The sequence below is a fragment of the Streptomyces sp. JH34 genome, assembly GCF_029428875.1.
GTDB lineage: Bacteria > Actinomycetota > Actinomycetes > Streptomycetales > Streptomycetaceae > Streptomyces.
Map to the genome: position 1 here is coordinate 2,346,262 of NZ_JAJSOO010000001.1, position 13,181 is coordinate 2,359,442.

7 protein-coding genes are annotated in these 13,181 nt (G+C 69.2%); 2 read left to right on the plus strand and 5 right to left on the minus strand.

Annotation, left to right across the window (positions count from 1 at the left end; genetic code table 11):
• Window positions 1-125: 125 nt before the first annotated feature.
• The 3 genes from LWJ43_RS10100 to LWJ43_RS10110 form a co-directional block, all read right to left on the minus strand.
• Window positions 126-767, minus strand: a complete 642-nt coding sequence (locus LWJ43_RS10100) for a hypothetical protein (protein WP_277331950.1) — start codon at window positions 765-767, stop codon at window positions 126-128.
• 62 nt (window positions 768-829) lie between these two features.
• Window positions 830-1,861 (minus strand): MarR family transcriptional regulator, encoded by a 1,032-nt coding sequence (locus tag LWJ43_RS10105; protein ID WP_277331951.1) that lies wholly within the window; start codon window positions 1,859-1,861, stop codon window positions 830-832.
• Window positions 1,862-2,282: 421 nt separating this feature from the next.
• Window positions 2,283-3,137 (minus strand): hypothetical protein, encoded by an 855-nt coding sequence (locus tag LWJ43_RS10110; RefSeq protein WP_277331952.1) that lies wholly within the window; start codon window positions 3,135-3,137, stop codon window positions 2,283-2,285.
• A 271-nt stretch (window positions 3,138-3,408) separates the two neighbouring features.
• Between LWJ43_RS10110 and LWJ43_RS10115 the strand changes: the two genes are divergently transcribed.
• Together LWJ43_RS10115 and LWJ43_RS10120 are read left to right on the plus strand one after the other, a co-directional pair.
• Window positions 3,409-4,287 (plus strand): helix-turn-helix domain-containing protein, encoded by an 879-nt coding sequence (locus LWJ43_RS10115; protein WP_462100872.1) that lies wholly within the window; start codon window positions 3,409-3,411, stop codon window positions 4,285-4,287.
• Window positions 4,284-4,472: a DUF397 domain-containing protein gene (locus tag LWJ43_RS10120; RefSeq protein WP_277331953.1), complete on the plus strand. Its 189-nt coding sequence runs from the start codon at window positions 4,284-4,286 to the stop codon at window positions 4,470-4,472. The genes LWJ43_RS10115 and LWJ43_RS10120 overlap by 4 nt, the downstream gene beginning before the upstream one ends.
• 45 nt (window positions 4,473-4,517) lie before the next feature.
• Here the strand turns inward: LWJ43_RS10120 and LWJ43_RS10125 are convergent, their stop codons facing one another.
• Together LWJ43_RS10125 and LWJ43_RS10130 are read right to left on the minus strand one after the other, a co-directional pair.
• Window positions 4,518-10,055, minus strand: a complete 5,538-nt coding sequence (locus LWJ43_RS10125) for a DNA methyltransferase (protein WP_277331954.1) — start codon at window positions 10,053-10,055, stop codon at window positions 4,518-4,520.
• 1 nt (window position 10,056) lies between these two features.
• Window positions 10,057-13,089 (minus strand): SNF2-related protein, encoded by a 3,033-nt coding sequence (locus tag LWJ43_RS10130; protein WP_277331955.1) that lies wholly within the window; start codon window positions 13,087-13,089, stop codon window positions 10,057-10,059.
• Window positions 13,090-13,181: the final 92 nt, after the last annotated feature.

Genomic DNA, 13,181 nt, shown 5'->3' on the forward strand with positions numbered 1-13,181 from the left:
GAGTCAAAGGTGATGCCGTGGGAAAGCCCGTCAGCAAAGTGCAGCGCATCTCTGGGCGGCGCGTTCCAGCCGCCGGCGGTCTTCCGCTGCGGGGACAGTGCTCCCTCCTACCGTCCCGCACGTTTTCAGGCGTCGACGAACTCCCGGTAGAGGAAGCGCTGGAATGGCTGCGCTCCGGTGAAGGCGAGCTGTTTGCCGAGCGTGCGCGCACCGAACCAGAGCCCGCTGACCATCGGCACCCCCGTGGCGACCTCACCCACCGAGGCCACTGTGCCGACCAGCTCGCGTTCCATCTCGGACAACTCCACCCGGCGCAGCCCGAGGCGTTCCAGGAGCTGGCGCTTGACGCCCTCGATGTCCCGGGCGAGGCGGACGTAGTCCTCGTCGGTGACGCAGCGCTCGACAGCCACCCGCAGGTCGGCGGCACGGTCGCGGTACTGCCGGATGCGTGTGGCCACCAGCGTGATCCAGTCCTGGTCGCTGCGTCTGCCGACCTCGTTCGGCGTCCACAGTCGGCCGCCGAGCAGCGGCAGTTCGAGCTGGAGCAGTTGGAACCGGTGGCTGTCGTCCTCGCCGGCGGCCTGGCTGAGTGTGGCGTGGATGCCACGCACCGACTGGATCAGGTCGAGGACCCGTCCCTCGTCCGCGCCCTGACGGGTCATGTCGAAGGTCAGGGAGAAATCCCGGCGCATCGGGTGCGACTGGTAGGAGACGGCCGCCGCTTCTGCCCTGGCCCGGTATTTCATGCCGCGGGCAAGGGTGGCCATGAGGTATTTGCCCTGGGTGGGGGCGGCGGCCCCGGCTCGCCTCTGATTACCGCGTCAACAGCTCAGGGCGTACGCATCAGGTTGCGCAGACTGGCGACGAGGGCGGGCACATCGCGTTCCACCTGCTCCGGGGCCGCCGCCGGGTCGGACGATTCCGGCTTCTGGAGCACGGTGCGGCATGGGCGGCAGAGGCCGTCCGGGAGCGCTTCGGCCGGGCCGGGGCGGCCGCAGTCGGCGCATTCGACGAGGAGGCCGCGCGCGGGAGTGGTGCCGAGCGAGCCGGGCGCCGGGGAGGGCTCTCCGGGCAGGTGGGGCGGCATCTTGTCGGTGAGGCGGCGGCGCATCAGGCCCACGGGGGATCCGATCGGCTCGGGAAGCCCTGCGAGCAGTGCGGAGGTGAGGTACTCGGGGCTGACACCGCGTGCGAACCATGCGGCGGCCAGCGGCTCCAGAGCGGCACAATCGGCGGCGGAGAGCGCCAGGCGGGGTTCGCGGCGCCCGAGTTCGGCGAGGGCGCGGTACGCGGGGGACGGTGCCGTCGAAGCCGGTTGGGCGTCCGCGCCCGGATCGGCCTCCGGGGGCGTGGGCGGGGTCGGGGCGGGTCGCGCCGTGGTGTTGGCCTCCGCAGTGCGCTGCTGGGGTACGGCCGCCGACTCGGCGGAGGGTGCGGTTGCCTGCTCAGGAGCGGCGGTCGCTTCGGCTGCCAGCCTGGCGGCCCACCACTCGTTGTCGTGGGCGGTGCGGGACCAGTAGGTGAGCGTCACCCACCGGCACTGGCCGTCCCCTTCGACCCGGCAGCGCACGCGGCGCAGATGTCCGGCGACGGCGAGGGCGCGCAGGGCTGTGCCGATGGCCATCTGGCCGTACAGCGGAAGGTCCTTGGCCAGCGACTTGATGTCCATGGCGGCGCCGTCGGGGAGGTGGTCGACATACGCGGCGACGTAGCGCTCCCGCTCGGGAAGGAGCGCGAACGCGCCGGTGCGGGCGGGGCCTTGGGCCGGGACGGTCTGCTTGCCGTAGCCAGTGTGGGCCTTGCGGTACGGGCGCGAGGCTGCGGGGGCGGGCGGGGCGGAGCTAAGGTGCTGGGTAGCCACGAGATCGTCCTTTTTGGGTGTTCGATCTTGGGTCAGACCCCGGCCGGTGCGGCTAACACCGTGTCGGGGTCGTCTCGTTGTGGGCACCGTAAGCAGCGACGACTCTCCGCTGCAACTCGATCACGAATAGTCATACTTGCTGGCCGTGACGTGGTTGGGAGGGAGGGGAGGTTTCCCCAAAAGCCTTTACCTACCTCCCGGATGAACAACACCGCTCGAATCCCGGAGCCCGAAGCCCGACCCTCGGATCCCGAAGCTCAAGCGTCGGTCCGGGGGCCCTCCCCGGACGCCCGAACGAGTGAGTGGGGCTCCACGGCGCTCGACCCCCGGGGTTCGAGACCCGAGCGCCGGGACGGCGACCGCACCACTACGGCGCGGCCGGGGACGTCCGACCGTGCCCGTCCGGGCCCTCAGTCGCGACCTACCGACCCCTCACGACACGCCACTCACGGCCCGGCTGCGGAATCTTCGTCTCGTCAGCCACCGGGGAGTCCTCGTCCTGAACGACCTCGCCCGGGATGACCTGGCCGACCGGCTGGGCGAGCTCCAGGCCGGAGAGGTGCGTCTTGAGCCTTTTGGCCATGGGGCGGAAGGTCGCATAGGTGAGCCCGCCGGACACGGCGGCCCCGACAAGAGGGATCGCCTTCGAGACGGACGTGGCGAAGGTCTGCTTCGTCATCTTGACGCCGAGGTACCCGGCGACCTTCTTCACGATGGGGTAGACGACACCCTTGGTCAGCGCTTGCTGGGGCAGCTTCTTGGCGACCTGCTTGGACATCGCCTCCGCCACCTTCCCCACGGCGACGTTCGCGGACTGGGTCCCGAACATCACGCCGAAGAACAGCGTGAGCACGCCCTTGGTCGCGTCATCGACATCGTCGTTGTCGGCGGAGAAGAGATCGGGCCAGCTGTAGAGATAGGCGAGCTTCTGCGAGATGCGCAGCATGTGGCCGACGTACTGGGCCAGATCGGCCGGCACCGTGGCGGGCATGGCGATGAATCCAGGAATACCGGCAGCCGCGGAGAGCGCGCTCACCTTGGCGGTCTCATAGCGAATGGCCTCGTTGGCCACCCTGTCCAGGACGCCAAGCGGGATACCCGCCGCCGCGGGAGTCTCTTCCATCGCCCTGCGCACATCGTCTTCCGAGCAATGACGGGCCAGCGCCGTCCGGAGGTACGCCGCCCTGTCGATGCGCACACCCGGAAGCCTGGCCGCGCCCACCAGAAGAGCGGAGAAGCGCGACTCCGAGTTCTCGCTCACTTCGTTCGTGACCATGCCGGGAACGTACAGCAGACGGGTGACCGGCATCCCCCGAATCGGTCAACGTGATCGCGGATCGGGACTACGGGAGTCGGCGATGACGGACGCGGAAGGACCGTGCGCCGCCGTCGCCCCACGAGGACGAACTCCGGCTCGCACCAGCCGGTCTGTGCGTACGCAGTGTCAGCGTACGCACACAGGGAGTGGACAGTACGCGGCGCCCGGCCCGACGATGAAGCCGATCAGGAGCGGTACGACGGGGCGGTGCGCGCGAAAGGTGGCCACGGTGGCCTACGAGAACACGGACGACAGCTTTGCGGGACCGGCTGCGGGTGGAACAGGCGCTGGAGCCGGCACCGAGCCCGGCATGTCGGACAGCCTGCGCACGTTCGGCGCGTTCGTCCAGGCCCTACGGGAACACGCGGGCCTCTCCCGTGAGGAGTTCGGCGACCACGTCCGCTTCTCCAAGCACACGGTCGCCTCGATCGAGCAGGGCCGCCGGATGCCGGACCGCGACTTCGTGGAACGGGCGGAGGCGGCGCTGGGCAACACGGGGGCGCTACGGAAGGCGGCACCGCACCTGTCTCGGCAGGCGGGGCTGGCGAGTTGGTTCCGCCAGTGGGCGCGGCTGGAGACCCAGGCAGTGACCTTGTGGACGTACGAGTGCCGGGTGGTCCCCGGACTGCTCCAGACCGAGCGCTACGCGCGATCCGTGACAGTGAGCGTGCCGCCCGTGAAGGACGAGGAACAGGTGGCCAAGCAGGTGATGGCACGGCTCGAGCGCCAACACCTGCTTGATCGAAGGCCGCCGGCTGCGTTCAGCTTCATCATCGAACAGGCCGTCATCGAGCGTGGCACGGGAGGAATCGACGTGACGCGGGAGTTGCTCGACAGCCTGGTGGAGCGGTCGTCGCAGTTCAACGTCGAGTTGCAGATCATGCCGCGACACCAACCGGATCACGCGGGGTTCGACGGCCCGTTGATGCTGCTTGAGTCACAGGACAACAAGTGGTTCGGCTACGCAGAAGGGCAGCGTGGCGGCATGCTGATTTCGGACCCGAAGGAGGTCAGCATCATGCTCCAGCGGTATGCGAAACTGCGCTCACAGGCTCTCACCTCCGAGGACTCCAGGAGCCTGCTGAAGAAACTGCGAGGAGCGCTATGAGCAGCATCGACGAACAGGCCTGGTTCAAGAGCAGCTACAGCGGTTCGGACGGTGACGCCTGCATCGAGGTGGCGAAGGGCGTACAGGCGATCCACGTCCGCGACTCCAAGGACCAACTGAGCCCCGAACTCGCCCTCTCCCTCAGGGCATGGAGCAGCTTCGTCAGCTACGCCGCCCAGGGCTGACCTTCACGTCCCGCGCCGGACCCGTCCGGCGCGGGACGCTGTCGTTCATTGGGTAGGCGGCGTCCACTTCCCCTTGTCGACAGCTTCCTGAAGCCGCGCGGAGAAGTACGCATGCGCTTCGCGCATCTCCCTCTCCCGGTTCGCCTTGTAGAAGGGCGCGGTGTAACCCTCGGGGGGATCGGGCCGCTCCTTCTTCTGATAGGCGAGGAGGTGCTCGTAGTGCTCCTTCGTCTGGCCGAAGCCGAAGGTGTGTCTGACGCCCGCAATCCGTCGCTCCTCAGCGTCGAACCAAGTAGCGGCATCGAAGGCCTGCATGATCGGAAAACGAGATTTGTACATGGCTACGAGCGCATCAGCACTGACGCCGAGCCAGACAGAAACAAGGGCATCAATCTCCACGAGCGCCGCCCGCCGGGCACGCTCTGTACGGAAAGCCGTGCCGCGATCCCAAGCCGAGCCGACAGTGTGCAATGGCTGCAGTTCCGGCCAATCACACGCCCACGGTTCGTAGGCAGGCCATGTGGGGTCGTACAGCTCCTCCCAGAGATCCGCATACGCCTCGGTAAGGCAGTTAAGGCGGAGGGTGCGGAGGAGCAACGAGGAAGCGAGGGGGTGGACTACAGCGGGAGCAGGCATGACCTTAGCAGCGGCCACCCTGAGATCACCCCGTCCGGTGGTACGCAGGAAATAGTCCGCAGGCAGCGCCGTCCAGAACCCCGCGATTAGGCTCGTGAATGCGTTGCCTCCAACCGTCATGCTCTGAATCTGGTCGACATGCGCTGGCCCCGGAGGCACCAACGCCACGTATAGCGCCCGCTCTGTATCTGGTGCGATCTGGCGCCGCCACGCCACCCGGTAGAACTCCGTGTAAGGGCGTCGCAGTCGCCGCAGCAGCTCCGCCTCCATCTGTTCGTCCGTTACCTCGGCCGGTTCCACCTCGAAGCGACCGGCTGCGATGTTCCGCGCTCGTGCCATCTCACGCCCGGACTCCTTAAGCTGCTCCAGCGTCCTGCCGTCGCTCCACACGTCCTGGGCAGCCCGGTACACATCGGGCTTCGCCACATACACGTACTCGGACTCGGGCACGGCGTCGTCAGCCAGGGTCATCGGATTGAGGCCCAGGACCTCGCCGCCACCCTGACTCGGCTGCTTGAACATGGGATTGGCCAAGCCAATCTGAGGCCCCTTGAGGATCACCTCGGACCAGTCGGCTGGCCGCCGGACCACACCCGCATCGTCAGCCATGCTGTAGCCGATAAGGTCGTCATCCTTAGCGGTCTTCTCGTTGTAGCCGCTGGTGATTTGCGGCTCCCAATCAGCGAGGCGCACAGGATACGCAGCGAGTGCCTTGATGGCCTCAGCTTCGGCCGTGCTCACCGGCGACAACAGCCTCGCCTGGCGAATTGGCTGCGCCTCGTCGCCGGACAACTTCTTCCACTGCGCAAGAGTGGCCTCGTCCACCCGGATGATCCGCTTACGGTGCGGCCGTTCGTCCCAGCTGGCACCGTACTTGATTCCAGGATCGGGAGCCGTTCCGTCGTCGTCGGCCGAAAGTCGCAGCGCATCAACCGAGACGAGCCAAGACAGGTGGTCAAAGCCGATCTCACCTTCCTGCCCATAGATGTGTACGCCGAAGTGACTGGCGTGACCGACGGGAGGAGGGAAGAACCGGTTACCCTGGTTCACGAAATCTCCGTGCATCCGGAGCCTGGTGTAGGCGGCCTCGCGCAGTCGGCCTTCCTTGTCCCCACTGAAGTGAGAACCAGGATGGACGAGCCCCACAGTGCCGTTCTCGCCAAGGTGCTCCCAGGTGCGGCACATAAACGCGCGGTACAGGTCCGGACGCGTTCCCGAGATCAGCGGATAGGACACAGCACTACCCAGAAGCTCGGCTGTGGCTGCCGTTGCGGTCAGGTCACGCAGGTAGGCCATGCGGTGGGAAGCATTTTCCAGAACGGCACTCTTGTGCTCCCTACGTGCCGTGGCCGAAGGCTTCTCCGCGAGCCCGAACCACGGATCGAACTCGGCCAGCGCTACGCCCTCGTTCCAGTCAGGCCGCACCCAAGGCGGGTTACCCACCTGCAAGTCAAACCCGCCCCCCTCCCCCCGGAACACATGCGCAAAGTGCAGCTCCCAGTGGAAGAAGCCGTGGCCGTCCTCCGCCTTTATGTCCTTCTCCGTCGTACCGGCGATGTCCTCGACCGTGTTCAGCCACGGGTAGCGGAACGGCAGGAGAGCCGCCGGCCGCATGCCGAGGAAGCCCTCCAGGCGGTCCTCCACGTCGGCCAGCAGCTCCAGCGCGTCGTCAGGGCTGAGGTTCTCGATGCCCGAGAGGAGCGACTGCTCAGGCATGTCGGCCGTGCCGAGGACGCCCTCCAGGAAGTCCAGCCAGTCTCCGAAGCTCTGGAGAGGGATGGCCCTCCGCTCAGGGGGACGGCTGCTTGCCTTCCTGCTCCTCCTAGCCCCTGCGGGCGGCAGCTCCGCGCCCAGCTCGCCCTGCTCACCGTCCGGGTCGTCGAACAGCCCGGTGGCATGCCACAGATGGGCGCCCGGAGCCGTGGCCGGTGTCTCGGCGGCGGTGGGACGCCCGTCCGACGGGCCAGGTGCTGCCGCCGCTTCCTGGGGGAGGCTGTCACCCGAGGCGTACACCGCGTCCGTGCCGTCGAGTTCGCCGGTCTTGTCCAGCGGCCAGAACCACAGCGCGCACCACGCGTCCATGACGGTCTTCAGCCGCCAGTACGGCGTGCCGTGGCGCGTCAGGTCGTCGAGGATCTTCTGCTTGTCCTCCGCCTCGGCCTCCGCCTCAGCCCCGGCCGCCTCCTCCAGCCAGTCGGCGCCCCACACGTCGATGCGGCGGGCGATCGTCCGCTCGGAGAGTTCCAGCCGGGTGGCGACCAGCGACCACAGGAACTCGGCTCGCCGGGCCACGCCCTGCAAGCGGCCCAGCTCGGTCTTCTCCGCCGCCTTCCGCCACCGGTCGTAGCGCTTCTGCCGTGCCTCGGCCGTCTCCTCGCCGCGCTCCTGGAACGGCTTCGGGCCCTTCGGTGCCTTCTGGATGCCCTTCCGCCACCTGCCGAGCGCCTTCGCCGCGTCCTCCGCGAGCTTCTTGGCCTCCGGCTCCCCGGCGACCGCGCCCCACCCGATCGCGGGCAGCAGGAACTGGTGCACCGCCCCCTCGGGCAGGGGCCCGTCACGGAACGGCAGGTCAGTCGGCGGCAGAGTGTTCTTCTTCGCGAGCCACTGGCCGTCCGCCAGGACGCCGGCCTTGTAGACCTTGCGGCTCGCGCCGATGAGGGAGTTGCCGCGCCGCAGGTGCAGCCCGAACCAGGGGGCCCGCATGCCCGGGTGCATGGAGTTGAGCCACAGGGAGACCTCGGCCAGCTCCACCGCCGTGGCGTTGAGGTCGACCCCGTAGGCGTTGTGCAGGGCGACGTACGCCTTGGTCTTCTGGAGTTCGGCCTGCCGGAGCTCGGGGTCGATGCGGCGGCCCAGCTCGTGTTCACGCCGCCGCAGGTACTCGGCGGCCACCTGGTCGATCGCCTCGTTGAGGAACGCACCCGAGCCGAGAGCCGGCTCGCAGATCTTCCACTCCAGGAGTTCCCTGGCCGGGGTCGTGGTGTCGTGCTGGTCCAGCCGGTGCTTGAGGGCCAGCTCGACCGTGACCTCGGTCAGTGACTTCGGCGTGTAGTACGAGGCGGAGGTCTGGCGGTCGCGGCCGGCCAACCGGTAGACGAACGTGCCCTCCGGGTGGACCACCCGCTCACGACGGCCGGTCTCGGGATCGGTCCGCCGGACGAAAACCTCGTCCGTGTAGTCCTGCACGCGGGAGGCCGGGATCATCCAGCTGCCGCCCGAGGAGTCGCCGCCCTTGGCGACCTCGTAGAGCTCCTCCTCGGCGATGAAACCGGTGTACGACATCAGGCCCTCGTACACCGCGCCGAGCTGGTTGATGCCGAGTTGCGCGTAGGAGATGAATCCGCCGCGTTCCTTGCCCCTGCCCTGGGTGAGCATCAGGCGGCGCAGCACCTTGTGCAGGGTCTCGTTGCGCAGCCGGGTGTCCAGGAGCGGGAGGCGGCGCTCGTCGTCGCCGCGCCCATATGCCGGGTTCTCGATCTGGTCGTCCGAGATGAGGCGGACGGCCTTCTTGGCGAACAGCTCGGACTTCAGGGCCTCGAAGCGCAGGCCCGCGCTGGTGCTGCGGGCGGCGGCGCGGCGGGCACGGTCGGCCTCACGGACACGCTCGGTGTGTTCGGCCTGGGTGATGGCGCCGGCGGCGAGGAGCCCGTCCGCCTGCCGCTCGGCATCGGCGGCCTCACGGACGGCGGCCTCCGCCGCCAGGTCCTCGGGCTCGGTGCCGTAACGGCGGTGGCCGTTCTCGACCTTGTCGAAGAGCAGGTCCAGCGACTCGTACAGGTGGAAGCCGCGCCGGGAGCGCTCGCCCACCAGGTCGCGCAGGACGAGGTCGCCGAGGCGCTGGAGGCCGTAGCCCCGCTCGTACTCCGGGTAGTCGGAGGGCAGGATGCCCAGCGCCGGGCTGGCCTCGGCGTACAACAGGAACAGGATGCGGTACAGGTAGCGCAGCGACTCCCGGCTGAGCTCCTTGGCCAGGCGGGCCGGGTCGTCGAGCTCGGCCGGGGTGATGCCGTTCTCCGGTTCACGCAGGCGTGCCAGGACCTCGTTGGCGATCCACTCGACGCTCAGACGCAGGCCCTCGCGCAGTTCGGTGGAGACCCCGACCGCGTGCTTTCCGGACTTGTCGAGGAAGCCGGCCAGCGGCGCGGTGCCGCCCTCGGTGGGGACGCGCAGCGAGTCGGCACCGAACAGCGCTGCCACCGTGTCGAGTTCGCCGCCGTGCCGGTCGTCGCGGCGGTTGAGCGCGGCGTCGAGGTCGGCGGCCAGGTAGCGGCCCTCGTGCCAGGCGAGGCGGTCGGCGAGGACGACGACGCCGCCGACGAGCAGGAGGACGTAGCGCGGGGGTGTGTCGCAGGCGAAGAGGAAGTCGGTGACGGCCTTGGCGTCTTCGAGGAGCGCCGCCCCCTCCAGGGCGACGGGGTGGAGCAGGCGGCCGGCCTCGTCCGGGTCGAGCGCCGCGTCGGGCTCGGTGGTCCAGCCGCAGGAGACGGCATACAGGCCGGGCTCGGCGTGGGAGACCTGGACGGTGTACGCGTGGTCGGCGCGGTGGACGGTGACGGCCTGCTCGTGCGCGTCGGTGTAGCCGAGGGCCTTCAATGTGTCCAGGTGGACCTCGGTGAACCGCTTCTGCCAGCCCTCGTTCTCGGGCGCGTCGGGATCGACGAGCGCCTTCGCATCCGTGACCAGGGCCGCGCGGCCCGCGAAGTAGGAGGTGCGCAGGGCACGCAGGCCCTCACGGGGGGTTCGGGCGCGGGAGGGTACGGAGGCGGGGTCGAGACCTTGACGTTTCGCCTCGGCGACCGCGTCGGCGTGCCTGCGGCGCTCCTCCTCCTCGAAGGCGGCCCAGCGGGCGAGGAGACCGTCCTTGGCCTTGAGGTCCTTGGGCAGGACCTCGGCGAGGTAGTGGGCCGAGAGGTAGTCGCCGTGGTTGACCAGAGAGTCGTACGTCACGTCAGTTCTCCGCCTGGGCGTCGGACGGGTGAGGGTCGGCGGCGGGCGGCCCGGCCGTCGGGTCCGTTTCCGGCCCGGTGCCGGAAGCGTCCGGGGCGCCGGGGCGGTCGAGGACGGCCAGGACGCGCAGCAGCGGCCGGCCGGTGGTGTGCAACTGGTCCAGAAGCCGTGCCAGTTCGTCGGCTGTCTCCTCGACGAGGCGTTCGCGGCGGCCGGTGACGCCGGGCAGCAGGGAGTCCGTACGCCACTGGGCGACATGGGCCCGGTAGGTGGCGAGCGGCTCGCTGATCTGCTCCTCCCAGGCGGCCCTTCCCGTCTCCAGGTGGTCACGCGCCGCCGCGACGGCCGCCGGCACGAGGGCCTGGAGCGCCTCAGGGTCGCGTGGGCCACCGGTACGGGCGAGCCTCGGTCCGACCTTCGCGTCGCGCAATGCGTCCGCCATGGGACGCACCTCGGGTGTCCCGGTGCCGTCGCCGCCGAGCCCGGTCACCGCCATCCAGCGCACCACGGTGGGGCGGCCCAGTGCGTTGGAGTGGATGCCCTGGACGAGGAAAACGGGTCCTTCGACGTGCGGGGTGGTGATGACCGGGGCCTCCTGCCGTCCGAACTCGACGAGGACCTTGTCCGTCAGCCACTCCACCACCGGGTGGACGTCGGTGAGGAAGGAGACCTCCGGCCACATGGTGGTGCTGCTCTCCCTGGCCTCGTTGAGCTTGCGCTGCGCGAGGGCGCGGTCGAAGGTGACCAGCATCCGATCGGCGACACGCTGCTCCTTCAGGTAGGAGGGCGGCAGGGCCTTGAGGCGGTGCAGCAGGTCGGGGGCCATGGCCGGGGAGAGCGAGAAGTACGCGCCCCCCTTGGCGTCGGTGCCGGACGCCAGACCGATCAGGTCCTGGGCACGGTCCTGGTACACCAAGTCGAGGGCGGTGTCGACGAAGTCGGCGGTGTCCCCCTCGAACAGGGAGATCAGCTCGGCGCGTGCGGGCAGCTCCTGTTCGGCGATCGTGCCCACCTGGCCGAAGAGGTCGGCGAGGGTGTTGTCCTCGGCGGGGTCGGACTCCAGGAACTCCTCGACGGTGACCCCGCGGACCAGCTCCTTGATCAGCCGGCGCTCCTCCTCCTCCGCCCGGTAGATGCCTGACACGGCCTCGGCCGTCCCGTCCAGCTTGTGCGCCTCCTCCTCGCGGAGGAGCAACTTCTCGGCGACCGTGCGGTCGTCCTTGGCGCCGGGGACCGCGGAGGTGAGGATCAGGGCACGGAACTGGGGCTCGTGCTTCTGCCCGTACCGGTCGATACGTCCGTTGCGCTGCTCGATGCGGATCAGCGACCACGGGATGTCGTAGTGGATCAGATGGTGGCACTGGCGGTGCAGGTTGACGCCCTCGGAGGCGACGTCACCGGTGAACAGCAGCCGGACCGGGTCGTCGGCCAGCCCGAACGCCTCCAGGATCTTGGCCTGTTCGTCGTCGCTGAGACCGCCGTGCATGACCGAGACGGCCTTCGCCGTGCCGTCGGCCCCGACGGGGAAGCCGAGCCGGGCCGGGACGGTCTCGGCCAGCCAGGTGAGCGTACGGACGCGCTCGGAGAAGACCACGGCACGGGTGGCCGACCGGGGGCCGACCCCGATGTCCTTCAACTGTTCGACGAGTGCGTCGAGCTTGGCGGAGTCACCGGGTGCGGTGCCGTCGCCCATGTCCGCAACGATCTCCCGCAGCCGGGCGAGGGCCGCCTGCTCCGGGGCGATGGCGGGGTCGGGCCGCAGCCCCTTCTCCTCCGCCTTGCGGACCCGCTCGGCGAGTGCGGCGATGCGGTTGGCGACCGTCTCACCGAGGGCGACGTGCGAGGAGAGGAACGTCTTGAGCAGGTTGTAGGCGAAGACCGCCTCGGTGGCGACCGACGCGGGGTCCTCGTCGGCCGTGCCGAACTCCGCACTCTTCGGCGCGGCGGGAATCCAGTGCTCAGCCAGTTCCGCGAAGACCCGTTCCTCGGCCTCGGTGGCGGCACAGTGGAGGGAGACGGTGGGGCCGCGGTCGGGCCACTCGTCGCCCATCTCGTCCCGGACCTCGGGGCTGATCTTGGTCCGCCGGATGAAGAGGTGGCCGAGGTCCTCGGCCGGGTCGTAGTGGTCGCGGTCGGCGATGGCGGCCGGGTCGAGCAGCGAGATCAGGTCGGCGAAGGACCGTTTGTCGCCGTTGTGCGGGGTGGCGCTCGCGAGCAGGAGGGCATCCGTGCGGGGGGCGAGGATCTCGGCGAGGGCACGGCGCTGGCTGCCCGGGTTGATCAGGTTGTGGGACTCGTCGATCACGACGGCGTCCCAGCGGATGCGCTCCAGATGGTGCCGGTACTGGCCGATGTTCTTGAGCGTGTCGACCGAGATGATCACGCGTTTGTAGTGCGTGAACGGATTCCGGCCCGCCGGGATCTCGCGCTGGATCCGCTGGATGCCGAGCGAGTCGAGCCGCACGAGCGGGATCGAGAAACGCGTCCACATCTCGTGCTGGAACTGTTCCAGGATGCTCTGCGGGGTCACGATCAGGATGCGTTCGCCCCGGCCCCGGCGGATGAGCTCCGCGAGGGTCAAACCGATCTCCAGCGTCTTGCCGAGACCCACGACGTCGGCGATCAGGACCCGGGGCCGGAGATTGCGCATGGACAGGGCGAGCTCGGCGGGTCGCTGCTGGTAGACGAGCGGATCGAGCAGGAAACGGTCGGCCAGGGCGAGACCCCGTTCGGACTGGGGCAGCGGCGTCTTGCGCAGGATCGCCTCGAGGAAGAGACGGCTGCGCCGGAAGTACGAGGACTTGTCGGGGACCAGGCGGGTCTTCTCCGGATCGAGCAGTTCGACGTCGTCGATCCTGCTGAAGAAGACGGCCTCCTCGTCCCGGACGAACTCCGAGACGCCGACCGCGTCGATCCGCTCACCGTCGTAATCGGTCGGGGCGGTGTTGCGGACCAGCCACTCCTCGTCACGTACGGAGATCTGCGCCCCCGGCGGGAACCGGGTCTCCGCCTCTTGCGCCCCCTGGGCTGTCACCCTCGGCCCCTCCTCGTCCTGTGCACCCCGCGCTTCCTGCGGCGTCAAGTCTGTCATGGCGGACCAGGGGGCCCCGCCCGATCACCGGGGGG

Coding starts and splice junctions, on each gene's coding strand:
- LWJ43_RS10100 (WP_277331950.1), bottom strand. CDS start 767: ATGGCCACCCTTGCCCGCGGCATGAAATACCGGGCCAGGGCAGAAGCG.
- LWJ43_RS10110 (WP_277331952.1), bottom strand. CDS start 3,137: ATGGTCACGAACGAAGTGAGCGAGAACTCGGAGTCGCGCTTCTCCGCT.
- LWJ43_RS10120 (WP_277331953.1), top strand. CDS start 4,284: ATGAGCAGCATCGACGAACAGGCCTGGTTCAAGAGCAGCTACAGCGGT.